This is a genomic window from Streptomyces sp. NPDC051582, assembly GCF_040681715.1.
Classification (GTDB): Bacteria; Actinomycetota; Actinomycetes; order Streptomycetales; family Streptomycetaceae; genus Streptomyces.
Window position 1 is genome coordinate 26,551 of record NZ_JBFAZJ010000046.1, and the last position, 15,689, is coordinate 42,239.

The 15,689-nt window shown below is 70.4% G+C and carries 16 protein-coding genes; 12 read left to right on the top strand and 4 right to left on the bottom strand.

Annotation, left to right across the window (positions count from 1 at the left end; all coding sequences use genetic code 11):
• Positions 1-1,045: 1,045 nt before the first annotated feature.
• Positions 1,046-2,698: a hypothetical protein gene (locus AB0M92_RS36010; RefSeq protein WP_366106575.1), complete on the bottom strand. Its 1,653-nt coding sequence runs from the start codon at positions 2,696-2,698 to the stop codon at positions 1,046-1,048.
• A 1,031-nt stretch (positions 2,699-3,729) separates the two neighbouring features.
• Positions 3,730-4,461 (bottom strand): GntR family transcriptional regulator, encoded by a 732-nt coding sequence (locus AB0M92_RS36015; protein ID WP_366106576.1) that lies wholly within the window; start codon positions 4,459-4,461, stop codon positions 3,730-3,732.
• A gap of 178 nt (positions 4,462-4,639) precedes the next feature.
• On the opposite strand from AB0M92_RS36015, the gene AB0M92_RS36020 reads away from it, so the two are divergent.
• The 12 genes from AB0M92_RS36020 to AB0M92_RS36075 all read left to right on the top strand — a co-directional run bounded on the left by AB0M92_RS36020 (position 4,640) and on the right by AB0M92_RS36075 (position 13,366).
• The gene (locus tag AB0M92_RS36020; protein ID WP_366106591.1) at positions 4,640-5,278 is read left to right on the top strand and encodes a WhiB family transcriptional regulator; all 639 of its coding nucleotides are present in this window, start codon (positions 4,640-4,642) and stop codon (positions 5,276-5,278) included.
• Positions 5,275-5,559, top strand: a complete 285-nt coding sequence (locus tag AB0M92_RS36025) for a hypothetical protein (protein WP_366106577.1) — start codon at positions 5,275-5,277, stop codon at positions 5,557-5,559. The genes AB0M92_RS36020 and AB0M92_RS36025 overlap by 4 nt, the downstream gene beginning before the upstream one ends.
• The gene (locus AB0M92_RS36030) at positions 5,556-7,106 is read left to right on the top strand and encodes a DUF2637 domain-containing protein (protein WP_366106578.1); all 1,551 of its coding nucleotides are present in this window, start codon (positions 5,556-5,558) and stop codon (positions 7,104-7,106) included. Before AB0M92_RS36025 ends, AB0M92_RS36030 begins: the two co-directional genes overlap by 4 nt.
• A gap of 63 nt (positions 7,107-7,169) precedes the next feature.
• A complete protein-coding gene (locus AB0M92_RS36035) occupies positions 7,170-7,343 on the top strand; it encodes a hypothetical protein (RefSeq protein ID WP_366106579.1) in 174 nt (57 codons plus the stop codon).
• Positions 7,340-8,377, top strand: coding sequence for a hypothetical protein (locus tag AB0M92_RS36040; RefSeq protein ID WP_366106580.1), 1,038 nt, complete (start codon positions 7,340-7,342; stop codon positions 8,375-8,377). The genes AB0M92_RS36035 and AB0M92_RS36040 overlap by 4 nt, the downstream gene beginning before the upstream one ends.
• Positions 8,378-8,386: 9 nt before the next feature.
• Positions 8,387-8,827: a hypothetical protein gene (locus AB0M92_RS36045; protein ID WP_366106581.1), complete on the top strand. Its 441-nt coding sequence runs from the start codon at positions 8,387-8,389 to the stop codon at positions 8,825-8,827.
• 113 nt (positions 8,828-8,940) lie between these two features.
• Entirely contained in the window at positions 8,941-9,690 is a 750-nt protein-coding gene (locus tag AB0M92_RS36050) for a hypothetical protein (protein ID WP_366106582.1), read from the top strand.
• A gap of 386 nt (positions 9,691-10,076) precedes the next feature.
• Positions 10,077-10,205: a hypothetical protein gene (locus AB0M92_RS36055; RefSeq protein WP_366106583.1), complete on the top strand. Its 129-nt coding sequence runs from the start codon at positions 10,077-10,079 to the stop codon at positions 10,203-10,205.
• Between the two features lie 213 nt (positions 10,206-10,418).
• Entirely contained in the window at positions 10,419-10,991 is a 573-nt protein-coding gene (locus AB0M92_RS36060) for a hypothetical protein (RefSeq protein WP_366106585.1), read from the top strand.
• Between the two features lie 89 nt (positions 10,992-11,080).
• Positions 11,081-11,542 carry a hypothetical protein gene (locus AB0M92_RS36065; protein ID WP_366106586.1) on the top strand — a complete coding sequence of 154 codons (462 nt, stop codon included), beginning with the start codon at positions 11,081-11,083 and terminating at the stop codon, positions 11,540-11,542.
• Between the two features lie 523 nt (positions 11,543-12,065).
• Complete coding sequence (locus tag AB0M92_RS36070) at positions 12,066-12,338, top strand: hypothetical protein (protein WP_366106587.1); 273 nt, start codon at positions 12,066-12,068, stop codon at positions 12,336-12,338.
• Between the two features lie 50 nt (positions 12,339-12,388).
• Positions 12,389-13,366 carry a hypothetical protein gene (locus AB0M92_RS36075; protein WP_366106588.1) on the top strand — a complete coding sequence of 326 codons (978 nt, stop codon included), beginning with the start codon at positions 12,389-12,391 and terminating at the stop codon, positions 13,364-13,366.
• Positions 13,367-14,334: 968 nt separating this feature from the next.
• Here AB0M92_RS36075 and AB0M92_RS36080 read toward each other — a convergent pair.
• Both AB0M92_RS36080 and AB0M92_RS36085 read right to left on the bottom strand, forming a co-directional pair.
• Positions 14,335-14,499, bottom strand: a complete 165-nt coding sequence (locus AB0M92_RS36080; protein WP_366106589.1) for a hypothetical protein — start codon at positions 14,497-14,499, stop codon at positions 14,335-14,337.
• Positions 14,500-14,611: 112 nt separating this feature from the next.
• A complete protein-coding gene (locus AB0M92_RS36085; RefSeq protein ID WP_366106590.1) occupies positions 14,612-15,037 on the bottom strand; it encodes a hypothetical protein in 426 nt (141 codons plus the stop codon).
• Positions 15,038-15,689 lie beyond the last annotated feature (652 nt).

Below are 15,689 nucleotides of genomic sequence, written 5' to 3' on the forward strand. Positions count from 1 at the left end.
AACTGGGTCCGAGACACCCCGGGTCGCCATCGCCTTCACGCGCCGTTCTGCACGGCGCCGGGCTCCGGTGCGTGTCGCCGGGGAGGAAGCGCCAGCCGGGCCCCGCGGCTCCCCTGCTGGGCGGCCGCCCGTCGTCGGGCAGAGGGGCTGTCCGTGTCGGTGCCGTGCGCCGGCCTCATCGGATCCTGGCCCTCTGGCGCCTGCTGCGTTTCCCCTTGACCCGGGCCCAGGTCAAGGGGAAACAGCAGGCGCCCCGTCCCGTGGTCAAGGGGTGGAAGCACGGCCGGTCAAGGGGGTGGCTGAGGGGCCAGATGATGCGGTGAAGCTGGTCAAGGGGGAGAGGAGAGGGCGGCGAGGGGATCGCCGGACGTTGGCTGCCGGCGATCCCCTCGGGTGGGTGGCACGCGCGGCTTCACTCCGATCCTGCCTGCGGCTCGGGTGGCCACCGGGGCCCATCCGATCGCCTCGTCCACCGGCCGCCATCGGTGGGCGCCACCGGTGCACCGGATCGGATGGAGCCCACCGAGTGGATGAACCACACCCCGTCCACCGGGTGTCGCCCACTGGGTGTCGCCCATCGGGTGGTCCGAGCCGATGGAGCCCACCCGATGGACGAAGGCGACTCGCCACCGGGTGGGCTCCACTGCGGACGCGGTGCCACCGGATGGAGCCCACCCGGTGCGCGGGACCGGGCGGTGGGGAGTGGGCTACGCAAGTGGCGGGGTGGGGAGTGGTGGGTGCATCACGCGGTTCGCGGTGGCGGAGACAGCAGCGTGCGCTCGCGCCGCCCCACCCTCGACCGGGACTCCACGGCGGCTTGTCGCGGGCCCGTGTTTCCCCTTGACCAGGGCGCGGGTCAAGGGGAAACCGGCCGCCGCGAAAGCTGGTCAAGGGGCGCCTCTGAGACGTCAGGACCACCATGTCCTGTCGTGGATCGTCGAGCTCGTCCAGGCCGCGGGCGCCCGCTGTGTGCAACGTGGCTCCGGCGTGGCCAGCGCATCGCCAACCGGAGTGTGGAGAGCTCTGGGGCGGTGGAGTGGACGGCTCACGATGCGGCCCGCTCCAACTGCCGGGTTCGGCACCGGACACAGAGGCCAGTGGAACCGAGGGCAGGACGGGTGCATCCGCTGCCGTCCCACCCCGCGCATACCTCGGGCTCCACCGCTGAGGACGGGCGGCCGGCGCGCACCCCATCGTGCTCCTCTCGGCACGGCCTGCACCTGCGGCCCGGCTCTGCCCGGTCCAGCACCAGGACGGCGCAGCCACACTCGGGGCACCGGCCCCGGGGAATGGCGGGAGTGGAGCGCTGGGTGAGAGTGCCGGTGGGGGTGGAGTGGACGACGAGGGTGGGAGTGGGCGCCTCGGGCTGCGCGGTGGCGCGGCGCCGGTCGCGGACGATCTCTTCGCACACCGAGCACCTGCGGCCGCTGCTCCACAGGACACCGGCCTCGCAGTCGAAGATTCCGCAGCCCCAGTGCGGCAGGCCGACGCCGAGGATCCACCGGCCGGGGTCGCGGATCTCGTCGGTGAAGAACCGGGCGGCCCGTTCCTCCAGGCGCTGCCGCAGCCGGGCGTCGTCGATGCCGGAGCGCAGCTGCTGGCCGACCTCCCGGGCGATGCGCCGTTGCATGTAGACGCTGGTCTGCCGGTAGAGCCTGTGCACCGGCTCGAGAACGGCGTGCACCCGGGCGCTGATGGTGAGCCCGGGTCCGTCGTAGGCGCCGGTGTGGTTGGTCAAGGGGGTGCCCGCGGGCTTGGTCAAGGGGGTGGTCAAGGGGGTTTGGTGGTCATCCGCGCGCAGCGCGAGCCCACCGTCGCCGTCGCCGAGCGGCGGTTGCGCACCGCGGTTTTCCACAGCTTCACCTACCTGTACTTCGCCTACGGCGGGTGAGAAGGGGGCGCGCTCGTCATCAGGTCGGTCAGTCCTAGGTTCTTCCTTAGTCGCGAGTGATCCCGCATCAGCCGAGGAACCCGATCCCTCACCAGGACCAGAGGTGGAGGAGGGTGCGACGTCCGCGGTGGACGGTTGTCCACAGGGGTCCTGAGGAAGGGCGGCGGGGATGTCGTGGGCGATGAAGTGGTGGCGGCCGCGCACGCCGGCCCTGCGCTCCACGGTGATCCACCGGGTGGCTTCCAGTTCGTCGACGATCTCCCCGGCGGCCGCGGTGGTGAGCGGCTGGCCGGCCCGTCGGCCGCTGTGGTGGTGGAGCGCCCCTGCGATCTCCGACTCGGTGAGCGGGATCCGCTGGGCCTGGGCGTACGCGATGAGTGCGTACGCGCGCAGCTGGCGCGGGGTGAGGTCCTCGGAGGCGGCCACCGGGATCCATACGAACCGCTCGGTCGCAGACAGGGGCCGGGTACGGCGCACCGCCGAGGTGCCGCATCCGCCGGGCAGGGAACGGCGGGTCGAGGACAGCTCGACGACGCCGTCGTGCCCGGGGCGCATCAGCTGCGTCATGCCGCGCTCGACGGAGGCCTTCGACAGGCCGACGTACTCCGCGATGGTCACGGTCGCCGCCGTGCATCCCTCGGGACGCGACGCCAGCGCGGCGATCTTCACGTACGCGGTCAGCGCGACGTCGGCGTAGTGCGGATTGGTGACGAGGCGCAGGGGCACCTTGACCCGCTGGCGGCGCTGCGGGCGCGCCTGATCGCCCGCCGGCGGCGGGCTACTCGGTGGTGCTGCTGTGCGGGGCACGCTTCTCCTGGCGCACCGGTGCCGCGGGGCGGCGACTCGGGTGCGCTGGGTCTCGACGGCGTCCGGCAAGGACGCGCGGTCTGGGGTCTGGCCAGAGGCACTCGGGCGAGGGCTGAAGGAACGGGTCCTTCAGCTGCTACGGGTGTCGAAAAAGCCGACGGTGTGACAGTCCGCCCGAAGAAATCCCCAGCGAACCTGTGACCTGCGGGTCAAGGGGCTCTCTGGGTTGGCGGCAGGCCCCCTTGACCGGGCCCGTGAAGGCTCGTGGGTCTGGTGTGGGGAGCGAGGCTTCGGCATTGCTGGTCAAGGGGTGTCGGCTGGAGCTGGTCAAGGGCAGACCGCTGGACCGCTGTGGGCCACGGTGGATCCAGGCCGCACCGACCCGGAGAGCGGGAACGCAGCGTGGCGCTAGCGTCACGGACGGGCGAATTACCACCGCGATCGGCGTGCTTCGATGGCGTCCGAGCTGACAAAGGGCATAGGTGTACTGCAAGATGGACCCCGTTCTCCCGGGTCGCCCCGGGAAACGACAAACCCCTTCGGGGGGATTGCTGCTGGAGGGCAGTGATTGCCGGACCATTCGGTCCGGTCCTCGCTCGGACTGGGCTGCTAACCCGGGTCGGAGCGGTGACGGCCGGCAGAGGAGCTGCTAACTCCGAAGTCGGTGGAGAGGGGCGAGGAGCAGCCTTTGCTAGAGGCGCCCGCCCGGAAGACCTACGACATCCTCAACTCCCCCTTCACGGGGGATTTCGTGTTTCTGGGCCCGGCAGTGCCGGGCCGCCCCCACGGCAGCGCCGCGCCCGGCGCGGCGAAACCGCCCCGGGTCTGCGCGGTGCTGGTCATGGGAGAACCGCCTTCTCGGTTCGCCGGGCCCGTCCTCGACGCTGTGCGCCGGGGGCCCGAGGTGAGGCGTTTTGGATCAAGCGGAAGTCACCCTATCCCCTGACGGCCGCCGTGCACACGCACTCGGCGCGTTGTTCACGCGACGTCGAAAAGTGCGGCCAAGAGGGGGCAGTTGGCGCAGAGAGTTACTAACTGGCGCTTCCCGTGCGGATAGTCACGCGATCCGCACGTACTACCGTCAAAAGGTATGAGGTTGGGCGCTCATCCGTATATCCGACTCTTCGAATCTCGAACACTGCGGTGCCGGCCTTGGCCTTGAGGAGTGAGCACTCCTCGGTGGTGGCGGACCTCGCGCCCCAGGTGCTGGTGTGGCTGTCCTCGCGCCGCAGCGTGCCCGCCGTGAACGGCGCGACGGTGGCGGCCTCGGCCCCGGTCACCGCGAGCGAGTCCGGGGTGAAGAGGGTCTGCAGCGCCCACGGGATGCCGGCCTGCAGCAGCACCGACTGCCGGACGGACAGGGCGGCGTCCGGCTTGAGGCCCAGAGCCTCGACCGCGGCGGCGTCGGTACCGGGAACCCCGCGCCTCGTGTCATCGTGGCCGCCGTCGCCGGACTCCGCCGGCCTGATCAGCCCGTCCTCGTGCAGGCGGACCGTCATGGCGAGGGCCGGCTGCAGTACTCGACTGCGGCGGCGCGGGGCCGTCTCGACCAGTCCCTCCTCTTCGAGGAGCCGCAACGCCTGGGCCACGGTGTTCGGGGCGACGCCGAGCTTTTCACCCAACTCGCGCTGGCCGGGGAGCTGATCGCCCGGGGCCAGCCTGCCGCTCAGGATGTCGGCGCGCAGCGCGGCCGCGACCTGCTCGTGCGGGTGATGGGACGTCATGCGCACATCTTGCCGCACCCGCCAGAACTCTCGGCTCATCCGCTCGACCTCTCCTTGACGTGATCGCCAATGGCGTGCATCATCTGACGCAACTGCATTAAGGCAGTTAAGGCAGATGGCGCGTGAAAAAGCAAGCGGCCCCCGGGGCTGGTCCCCCCGGAGGCCGTGAACGCGCCCTCACCCACCAGAGCGCAGGAGATGAGAACGCGTGAACACCATGATGGCAGCCCACCCGCCGACGCCGGCAGACGCCCGCGGATTCACCGAGGACGGCATCGCCCGGTACCTCGCCGACACCGAGTCGATCGACGACCTCGTCGCCGGCGGCTACCTGGCCGGCCATGACGGCCGGCTCATCGCTCAGCAGCTGCGAGCCCCGCAGCTGCGCCGGGCCATCACCCACTCGGTGTGCCACACGGTCCAGCCGGACGTCGACAACTTCTACCAGGAGGACGGCGAACCGGAGGCCGACTGGCAGCAGCGCCGTGCCCGCACGGTCCGCGACCACTGCACCGTCTGCCCGGTACGGGCCGCGTGCGCCGAGCTCGCGCTCCGCGACGACGACACCGTCGGCGTCCGCGGCGGCCTCGCTCCGGAGAAGCTGACCCGCCGCCTGGTCGCCGAGGCCACCAGGCTGGAGCGCGCCCGCGCCATGGACGGGCGCGCCGCGGAGGCCCGGCGCGCCCGCATCGCCGCCGGCGCGGAACTGCAGAGGCTCTCCGGCCAGTACCTCGGGACCTCCGGCAAGCCGGAGAAGCGCCTGGAGAACATCGAGAACATCCGCGAGGCCGCCCGCCGGCGCGACGAGCTCGTCGCCGCTTACCGCCGTGCCGCCGGCTGGACGGTCGCCGCATGACCCCCGCCGGCGACGAACGCGCCCTCAACCGCGCTCTGGTCAGCGCCCTCGCCCGCCGTGACGACGTCCGCTTACTCCCCGTCCTCGTGCCGGCCGGCGCCGACGTACCGCCCGTCAACCCGCTCACCGTGCTGCTCCTGGTCCTGCTCGGCCAGGCCACCGCCGAGCGTGACGCCTACAGGGACTGGATCACCCAGGACCCGACCCCGCCCAGCGACGACCCGCTGCGCGCCCGGGCCGCCGATGCGGCCAGCAACCTCGCCAGGAGGGACTCCCCGTGACACCCGACCTCGCCCCCCACGGCGCGGCCCTGGCCGAACTCTTCGGCAGCTGGCAGTTCGTCCTCGGGGCGCTCGTCCTCACCCTCGGACCGGCGATCGCCGTGCGCCGGCGCCGCGTTGCCCTGGCCGCGCTCACCGACACCGAGCGCGCCGCGGCCGCCGACCGCCGTGGCCGCCGGATCGAGGACGTCCTCACCGTCGTCATCGCCGCGGCCGCGGCCGCCCTCTCGGCCACCGGTCTGCGCCGGGTCGGCCACCACCAGATGGGCCTGGACGCTCCGTTCGACCTCCTGCCCTTCGTCGCACTGGACGTCGCGGCGATGGTCTGCGGCCGCCGAGCCCGCCGCCGCGCCCGCGACGGCGATGGGCCGGGCCTGTCCGGAGCGCTCTTCTGGATTCTGGCCGGCATCAGCGCGGTCTTCTCCGCGTCCGAAGCCGCCTCCCTCCTCGGCGGCGCCGTTCGCGCGGTGTGGCCGGTCCTGGCGGCCGTGCTCTGGGAGATCGGCTCGCTCGAGGAGCGCCGTGCCGCCCGCAACAAGGGCGGACGCCCGGACCGTCGCATCGCCCTGGTGCGCTTGCTCCACCCCGTCGAGGCCTTCCGTGTCGCGCTGCTGCTCGCCGCCCGCCAGGACCTGGCTCAGGAGGAAGCCACCGCCGAGGTCCGCATCTCCCGGGCGGCCTACCGCTGGTACCGGCTGCGCCGTGCCCAGGACGCGGTCAAGCGAGCCGGCGGGATGACGCGCTGGGTATACCGCCTCGTCGAGATGCATGCCGACGCCCGCGCACAGGATGCCAGCGAACGAGCAGGATGCTCCGACCCCGCCATCCTGAACCGCGTCGTCGCCCGCTTGCAGATGCGCGTACGCCAGTCCGACATCGCCGGGATGAACCTGAGGAATCCCGCCGCGTTCGAGGGCATCCTCAGCACCCTGATCGGCACCATCCCGACCATCCCATCCCAGGCGGCCGACCCTCATCCTGCGCCCTCATCCCACCCCGCCAACAACGAAGAACCGCAGTTCAGGGCCAGGATGGCTGATGGCGGTGAGCCCGAGGGCGACAGTGACGACGAGGACACCGCCCTGCCGCACCCGGACGTCGACGGCGAGCAGGATGAGGCGCCGGGCGCGGAGCGGAAGACCGACGAGGAGGTCATGGCCGCCTTCGTCGAGACCGTCCCGCGCAAGGATGACGGCACGTTCGCCTGGGGCATCAACAAGTGCGCCGAAGCCCTCGGCATCGGCAACCCGCGGGCCAAGCGGTTCCTGAAGACGCAGGCCGAGTGGCTGCCCGAGGCGCTGGCATCCCATCCCGCGGCGCACGGCGCCGACGGCGAGGAGCCGGACCACTTCGACCAGGCCCTCGCCCTCGCGAACGAGCCGCCGCAGCCGGCCGCCGCGCCCCGGGCCCTTGATCCCGCCCTGCCACCGGCCGGCCAGCAGCTGGCCATCGACGAGCGCTTCGCCCTCGACCCGACCGTGGGCGACTTCGAGCAGCACGACAGCGGCCTCCTCCTCCCCGCAGCAGCCGGCATCCGCCAGCCCTGACCTGACGCCCCGCTCCGCAGGGCGCCCGGAGGCTGCCTGCGAGCACGACCGTGAGGACCACCCATGCCCGCCACCTCCTTCGACCAGCACGTCAACGAAGCCCTCGACCTCATCGCACCGGCCCGCCGCCAGGTGAACGCCGGCCGCCCGGCCCGGACCGCCGGCGCCCCGCAGCAGCGCCGGCCCCGCCTCGCCCTCGTGCGGCGCCCCGCCTCCCACGAGGGGAGCGAGCAGTGAGCACTACCCCTTCCACCCGCGGCCGGCGCAGCCGGGCGCACGCCGACGCCACCCAGGGCGAACCGCACGCCACCCCGGAGACGGAGGACACCATGGGAGCTGACGAGACGCAGCTGCGCCGCGTCCTGTCCCGCATCGGTGTCCGGCCGCTCGGTCATGCCGAGCAGCCCGTCGACGAAGAGCCCGAGCCCGCCGCCCACCCCGCCCCGGACCAGCAGCCCATCGGCGCCAACCGGCGAAACCCGACGGAGCCCGGCGCCGGCCGACTGCCCGCGCCCGGACAGGCCATCGACCTCACCGACCCCCCTGAGCAGCAGGCCCGGACGGACGAACCGGCGCTCCCCGAGGAGCAGGACGACGCGGCAGACCCGGCGCAGCCACCCAAGAAGCGAAGCGCGGGGGAGACGGCGAAGAGCGTGTGGCCGCCCCGCGTCCCCTGGCGACGGCACGAGGACGACGACCAGGCCGACGGCCCTGCCGCCGCGGTCGGCGACGACGAGCTCCCGCAGCCGGAGGGCGACCAGCCCGACTGGTACCGCGTCCAGAAGACCGACGATCCGCAGGTACCAGACCCGGGCACCTACGAGGTGCACAACCACTACTACGGCACGGGCCAGGACTCCTCCGCACCCGCAGGGGAGGGCGCCGGCCGGAGCCGCAACCGCGGCTCCCTCACCGCCTGGTGGGCGTTGCTCACGCCGCTGCAGCGGTTCATCCTCCACAACGGATCAGCCGCAACCGCCGGCGCCTGGGGCTGGGGCATGTTCACCGCCCAGTGGAACACCGGCCTGCCCCAGTGGACCCTCGCTGTCATGCACGACGCTGCCGCCGGCAGCACCGAGCCGTCCACCCCGTTCCTCGTCGGGGGCGGCGTGCTCCTTCTCGCGGCAGTCGTCGGCGGCGCCGTCACCGCCTTCGTGGAGAAGTGGCTGCACCGGTTGCCCTCGTTCTGCGTCGTCGTCCGCTTCCTCACTCACATCCCGGTCGCCTCCGCCGGGATCGCCGTTCTGTGGTTCTCCGCCCCCACCTTCTAAGGGATACCCGTGACTAGCCTGCTCGCCGCCGGGGCCGGATCAAGCGCCCTCGGCCCGATGTCCGCCACCACCATCAGCGTCATCTTGATCGTCACACTCATCTACGGCATCAAGGGAAAGGGCAGGAAGAAGCTGGCCCTTGGCCCCGCCCAGGCCGTCGGCTTCTTCGCCGAGCTCGCCTTCCTGCGCGCCGGCTCCTGGCCACACGATCTCGGCACCGCCGTCCAGGACATCCCGCGACAAGTGGCCGCGAACCCTGACCTTGGCAGCATCGGCATGACCGGCGTAGTGATCATCCTGCTTGTGATGTCCGCGTTCGCCCCCCTCGTACCGTTCACGGGCGCCCTGTGGGGGATGCTCACCGCGGCCGCCATGGCCGCGGCGCAGGGCTCTGTTTGGCGGGCGGTCATCGCGGTCGCCACTGCCGCGCTGTCCCTGGTGGGCGCATGACTGGGAAGCCCGACGAGACTCCGCCCGGCCGACCAGGTACTACGAAGACCACCAAGCGGGAGCGACGGCAGCCCACGCTGGAGGAGATCCCGTTCGTCCGCGAGGTGCCCGTCGTGGCTAGCGCAACCATGGTCGTGCTGCGCTACGTGGGCGCCTGGCTGCGCGGAGGCGATGAGGAGAGCGGTGGGTTCGGCGTCCGCCTGCTCGCTCTCGGCATCGCGGGCTACGTCGCCCTCTACTTCGCGGAGAAACATCCCGGGCTCTGGTACGCCTACGGCGGCGCGGGCTTCTTCCTCGTCACGACCGTCGCCGTCCGCACCGGCCTGTCGGCCGGCCGAACCGTGAAGGACCTGGAAGCCGCCCACGCTCCCGCCGCCGCCGAGAAGGAGCAGCGTGGCACCGACATTGAAAACGATCATGAAATGGCGGGGGAGGAGCACCTCAAAGCGGAGCCGCTCACGGTCAGCCCGGCCGAAGCGGACGCGGCGTTCGGGTTGTTCGTCGAGCACAACGTCGCCTTCGCTGTCCGAACGGATCCCAAGGGCGACCGAAAGGGCGTCCACACCGACACCCTCCTCAAGATCCTCCATGCGAAGGAGATGCTGACCGACTGGACCGAACCCATGCTGAGGCAGAAGTGCAAGGCCCTCGGCATCCCCGTGCGCAAGCAGATGGGCATCCGGGGCCGGAACTACTTCGGGGTCCACATCGAGGACCTCGAGCAGTCCCTCGGCAGGGCCGTACGCGTACCCCCTCAACTGGTCCCGGACCTCACCGTGAACGCCCCCACCCCACCCCCGTCCGAGCCCCCCGCCCCACCGTCCGAGATCACCCTCATCCAGCCCCCTGCGGGAGCCGACTGAACCACCCGCCACCGCCCCCTGCCGGCCACCGCCCGGAGGGGGCGACTCGGCGCTCACAACAGGCCTTCCGCCGGCCGCCACTCCCCTACCGGGCAGAGGGCGAACCCACCCCCTACTAGCCGCATCTACGACTGCCTGACCTGCGCATCTATCCCAGCGGTAGATGCGTCTATCGCGTCCATCTACCGCGCCCTACCGACTTGTTCTCGTCCCGCTGCGCACGGCCGCCCGGTACGGTCGAAGCACACTTCAGAGGACCAGTGGAGGGGGAGCCCGCGGTGGCATGGCGGTACGGGTGCGGCCCGTGCGAGGTCACGACAGGATGGCTGCCCAAGGACCAGGCCTCCGCCAAGCGGGATGAGCACCGGGATACCGTTCACGCCGGCATGATCCCGACCGTCGAGGTCTTCGAATCCAACGCCCGGCCGATCGCAAAGGATCCGGCCGCCCTGCGCATGTGGGCGATCATCGCAGCCGTCTGCCTCGTTGCTTGGATCATCCAGAACATTCGGTGACCGGGTCCGCGTAGCGGTGCCTCTTGCCCCGTCCCGGCCCCCCAACGCCTGACGAAAGCCCCATGGGTCGCGCGCTCAACTAGACGTTGCGTGTTGGTAATTCAGTGTGTACTGTGATTCTTGACGGAGAAAGTTCCGCATCCGTGTCACACGCAGCTCACCTACGACACCTGTAGCAGTTGAGCGCACCCACACACCTTTCGGGAGTCCACCGTGACCACGCCCCGCACTCTGATGCTCGGCACCGCCATAACGGCCGCCACGCTCCTCGCCCTCACCGGCTGCGCCAACAAGCCCGTCACGCACGGCGAGGTCATCGACAAGCGAGGCCACGCCGGTCGCTGGATCCCCGAGTATCAGGACGTCTACCGCGAGAACTGCCCGACCATCCGCACCAGCTCATTCACCACCGCCTCCTTCGAGGGCCGCAGCAGCGGCTCCAGCGGCGGAAAGTCCAGCGGCGGAAAGTCCAGCTCGTCGGGCAGCACTGGCAAGAACAACAACACCGGCAACTCCGGCGGTACGTCGGGCGGCACTCCTCCCGGCAAGTCACTCACCAGCGGAGGCACCTCCGGCACCACCAACCCCGGCTCTTCGGGCGCGACCACGGGAGGCAGCACACAGCCCAGCAAGCAGTGTCAGCGCCAGTACGTCGGCCGGAAGCAGACCGGTCAGCACTGGCAAGCGGGCAAGTGGGAGCTCCAGCTCCGCGACGACGACCGAACCGGCTGGATCACGGTCTCCCAGACCACCTACAACGACACCGATCTCCACGACCAGGTCTGACCCACCACCACCCCGGAGACCCGACCATGCCCGATGCACCCGAGTACACGTCTTACAGCATCTACGTCCTGGAGCCGCACGCTGATTGGGTGACCGCCGAGAACGGCCACATCCCGATCGAAGCCATCGCCGAGCGCGTCTACGGCAAGCCGTACAGCTCGCTGCGCGGATGTCAGCGGGACGACGAGCACATCGGCAATGACAGCGTGAAGCTGTACGAACTCACCTCCGACGAGAACTACCTGGAGGCACTGGGAGCCCTCGACGACGCCGAGATGTATCTGGGCCGGGACTCCCGCACCGGCGAGAGCATCGTCAAGACCGGCATGACTGAGCTGGACTACTGGCTGAGCATCCGCGTCGCAGACGAGAACACACCAGCCACTGTCGAGGCGAACCCGCCAGCAACGCAAGACCTTGAGAACGCCGTGTTCGAGTCCCGATTTTTCGCCGATCGCGCTTTCTCCCCGTCGCTGGAGCTGATCCTCGCCGATCTCATCCGTCGCCGCGAACTCCCGCGCGCTGACTACCTGTTCCGGCACTGGTGGTGATGGAAACGGAACGAAGACCCATGCCCCGCAGCCCGGGTGAGTCACGACTGGCCCTCTTCCCCGGCGATCCGCTGCCGCGCGACCAGTTACCCACCCCCAGCACACCCGCCCGACTACCTCCGATGCGGGGCCACCACCCGGTGGCCCCGCATCATCCAGTGGGAGAGAGCAGATGCACCCCTTCGTTCTCGGAACCGTCCTCGGAGCCGCCGTCACCCTGGTCGCTCTCGCCTTCTGCCGGCGACTCACTCGGCGACCGCACTGCCCCTGGTGTGCCACAGCCTCCGCCTGGCCCACCTCCCAGCACGACCCCCTGCACTGCCGCGGCTACGTACAAGAACGCCGCCGCGAGCGCCTCCGCGACATTGCACACGGACGCCCCGTCCCGGAACCGAACCCCTGGGGCCACGCATATCTCCTTGACGAGGAACGACGCTAACCGCGGCTCACGCTCCGACACCCCACCCTCGCGCGGCCACGCGCCCCGTCCAGCCGCTTCACACAGCCCACCCGGATAGGACCGATGACTCACTGCCCCGCCGCACTCCCGACGGATCCCACCTCCTGCGCCGGCCCCATCGTCGTCACCGTGCTCGACCAGGACAACGCCGGCGCCGACGGTTGCGAACACCACGCCGCACACCTCCTCGCCGTCCTCGACCGCGGCCGCGTCTTCGCACTACCCCACGCCCCCGCCGGAGCCGCGCACCGCGTCTTCAAGGCCGCAGCTCCGCAGGACGTCCGCCTTCACCACCTGGCCGACGCCATCGTGACCTCGCCTACAACGCCCCGATGAAGCGCGGGCCGACCAGGCCCCGCACACCAGTCGCCCTGAAGGGAACCTCCGTGCTTGTCGGCCAGCACCCCGAACACGCCGTAACGGCGTACCGCAACGAACGCCCGTCCATCACCCGGCTCATCCTCGAAGCGCGCTGGGCGCACTACCGCCTCACCGACACTCTGGAACACGACCCCGACAGCAACGCCGTCCCCGCCCTGCGCCGCTTCCATCTCCTGCACGCCGGCGCGCTCGTCGACGTCCTCGCCCTGCGCACCCAAGACCCCGACCTCTACGAAGCCGCCCGCGACCACGGCGCCCTCCTCCGCAAGGTCGACGGCCTGGCCCTCGACCACCACCCCCACGACGGCCTCAACCACCTGCGGGCCCAATACGCCCGACTCCACCACCACGCCCATGGCCCCGCATGCCGAGCACCACACGCCACTGACGACTCTCTGCCGCACCAGCGCCCGTTCCGCCGATCCGGCCCCCGGCTGGTCCGCCAGATGCTCGACACGTACGCCTGGGCCAACCTCGGGCTCACACCCCTCTTCCCGGCCGTCGACGTGGCCAGCGAACAACGGCAACACCTCATGACCCGCGGGCTCCTCCTCGACTGGGCCGCCACCGCGGCGCCGGCCGACAACGCCGCAGCGGCGGCCGCGGCCGCCGCCGGCCACGCCCTGCGCGCCTTCGACCGCCGGGCCGCCGTGAGCGACCTACGCGCCCGCGCTTACCTCCTGGACGCTTTCCGCGACTTCGACGACCAGGACGAAGACGACCACCCGCATCCCCACGACTGCGCAGGGCGCTGCGACGGCACCGGCGAAGTCCTCACCGTGCTCACCTGGGAGCACCACGGCACCGCCGTCCACCAAGAGCCAATCCAGTGCTTCGGCGCCCCCACCGCCCACGCCCCGGACTGCACCACTTGCGACGGCCACGGCTTCACCTACACGTCCGGCTACCGCGAGCTCTGCCTCGATGGGCGCATCGCCGACAACGGGCCGGTCGCGACCACCGTGTCGCCGCAGGGAGCATGACCCCACTACGTCCCAGCCGGCCAGAACCGCCGGCGCCGAACTGCCCGCCCAACCTGCGCAGGCGCCGGCCCTCCCGGGGCCGCTCCCTCGGACTGTGATTTCTCTCCCCCAACCCGAGAGGGGGAGAAATCTCCCCCTCCACGGCCACTGAGAAATCTCCCCCCTGGTCACTGAGAAATCTCTCCCCGCTGGAAGGGGGGAGATTTCTCCTCCCTGAGAAACCAACTGCCGTGGGGGAGATTTCTCCTCCCTCCGACATCCGGGGAGGGGAGAGAAATCACCCCCACGCGAAAGCCAGGACTCGGCCCCGCAGACCACCGCCAAAGGCCAACTTGCCCTACAACTTGCCTCACAACATGCCCTACAACTTGCTCTACAGCTTGCCTTTCAACTTGCCCCACAACTTGCCCCCACGCTGCGCCTCCGACACGGAAACCTGCAGTTCAGGGGAACGGTCAAGGGGCTTGTGGCGCGCCGACTACTTCTCTACGAGACCCCCAAGGGCACTGAGGACATCAGCGAAGAGCCACAGGCGAACGACAGGAAGGAGGAGGCCGGCGGGGAGTGAGGAAGGAGCGAGACGGACGAGGAGCGGAACAGGACGGGAGGAGCGAGGGAGAGAAGAGCAGCGAACGCGAGGGCAGGCGGACCGACAGCAGCAAGCCAGACGAAGAGACCGAAGAGCACGAGAACCGCAGAGACAGAGGAACAGAGGAACCAGACGACAACAGACGAGACACAGACAGACCAAGAAGCACGCAGAGAGGCAGGGAGAACGAAAGCGGGAAGACCCAGGGACCGTGAGCACGAGGCAGAGCCGAGACGGGACCGAGAGGGCCGGGGAGCTGAGCAGGTCGCCGAGGGCTGCGGAACGCAAGCGGCCCCGCCCAGCGAAACGCTGAGCGGGGCGCGAGCAGGGGAGGCGGGTGGAGGGGCGCGCCGGGAGCGGGAGCGGGCGCGGCGTGCGGCTACGAGGCTTCCCGAAGCATCCGCAGCGCGGCGGTCCGACCGCTGGCGCTGACCAGTTCCGCCGCGTGGAGTCGCAGCGCCCGCCCACGCGTGAACGCGGCGGCGGCCTGGGCATCGCCGCTCGCTGCGCGGGCAAGCAGCTCCGTGATCTTGCTGTCGGTCATCAGGGGCCTTCCGGAAGTGTTGTAGTGCGCGCCGTGCGCACACGGGCGAGGGATAAAGGGAGGAAGGTTGGTGCGCCGCCACGGCGGGCGGCGCCGTTGGAGTCAAAGCGTTCTAGAACTCCCGACCGTCCGCGCAACCGTGCCAGTCACTGCGGGGGAGGTCCCTAAGGACGGAAAGCTCACCGTGCTCTCCGCATACGACGCATGTGCCTCCGCGCTGGTCCCCCTTGGTCTCGAAGTCGCCGGGAAGAATCAGGTGCGGGTGAGTCATCGCGTTCTTGATGTTGGACACGATCAGCCCGGACTCGGGGCGCTGAGCGGCGCGCTCCTCGAAGATCGCTTTGCGCTCTTTGATGTCCTCTTCCTCCTCCATGGCCCACACCCAAGCCAGGCCATTCAGGGAACCCTCCTCACCGTAGGGCAGCCGGAGCCCTGTCTCGGGGAAGAAGCCCTCCGTCTCGTCGGTCCCAGGGCAGGGCGCCGACTCCCGGGTGACGGGCGTAGCGACCTTCGGCGAACGGCGAAACAGCGCGAGCATGGGCTCTCCCAGAAGTAGTTGCGGCGACTGGCTGATACAACAAGAATACACAGTGAAACGTGAATACGCAACACGGACGGAAGAGTGCCCGTCTTGCGGGTGGCCCGGCCCCGGCCTCTGGGAGAGGGGGTCGCCGGGGCCGGGCCGTGGCGGGCGCGTGCGGCCCCTGGAGGGGTAGGGCCGCCCGGCCCTGGTCCGGGGTCCTCTGCTGGCTCGCAGGAGGTCTATATGGGCATCCGGGGACACTGCGCGTTCAGCCGTGTCATGAGGCAGCTAGGTAGTCGGCGAACTCTTCCTGCATCGCTTGGTGTACAGCCTCACTCGCGTTAACACGAAAGGTTGTGCGCAGCAGACCCCGGTGCTCAGCCCAGCCCACGTCGGGACGGATCCGTTGCGCTTCGAGGATCAGTTGCCGGAAGGCACGGCCGTGAGGGAAAGCCACTGTGTATTCGCCCTGAACGCGACTCATGATCCACCTGTCTCGTGTTGGCCTGGATTTGCGGCGGGCCCGCATGACCGCCCATGGTGCCCGGGCGGCCCGGGGCCCTGGGTGGGGCCCCGGCCCTGTCGTGGGGGGTTAGGCGGTCTTGTAGGTGTTGAGCTTTTCGACCATCTCGGCGCGGATGAGGGCGAGGGCCTGGGCCTTGTCGTC

Excerpts from the sequence above, each read along its gene's own strand:
- AB0M92_RS36015 (WP_366106576.1), bottom strand. The coding sequence starts at position 4,461 with ATGAGCCGAGAGTTCTGGCGGGTGCGGCAAGATGTGCGCATGACGTCC.
- AB0M92_RS36020 (WP_366106591.1), top strand. The coding sequence starts at position 4,640 with ATGATGGCAGCCCACCCGCCGACGCCGGCAGACGCCCGCGGATTCACC.
- AB0M92_RS36025 (WP_366106577.1), top strand. The coding sequence starts at position 5,275 with ATGACCCCCGCCGGCGACGAACGCGCCCTCAACCGCGCTCTGGTCAGC.
- AB0M92_RS36035 (WP_366106579.1), top strand. The coding sequence starts at position 7,170 with ATGCCCGCCACCTCCTTCGACCAGCACGTCAACGAAGCCCTCGACCTC.
- AB0M92_RS36055 (WP_366106583.1), top strand. The coding sequence starts at position 10,077 with ATGATCCCGACCGTCGAGGTCTTCGAATCCAACGCCCGGCCGATCGCA.
- AB0M92_RS36070 (WP_366106587.1), top strand. The coding sequence starts at position 12,066 with ATGACTCACTGCCCCGCCGCACTCCCGACGGATCCCACCTCCTGCGCC.
- AB0M92_RS36080 (WP_366106589.1), bottom strand. The coding sequence starts at position 14,499 with ATGACCGACAGCAAGATCACGGAGCTGCTTGCCCGCGCAGCGAGCGGC.
- AB0M92_RS36085 (WP_366106590.1), bottom strand. The coding sequence starts at position 15,037 with ATGCTCGCGCTGTTTCGCCGTTCGCCGAAGGTCGCTACGCCCGTCACC.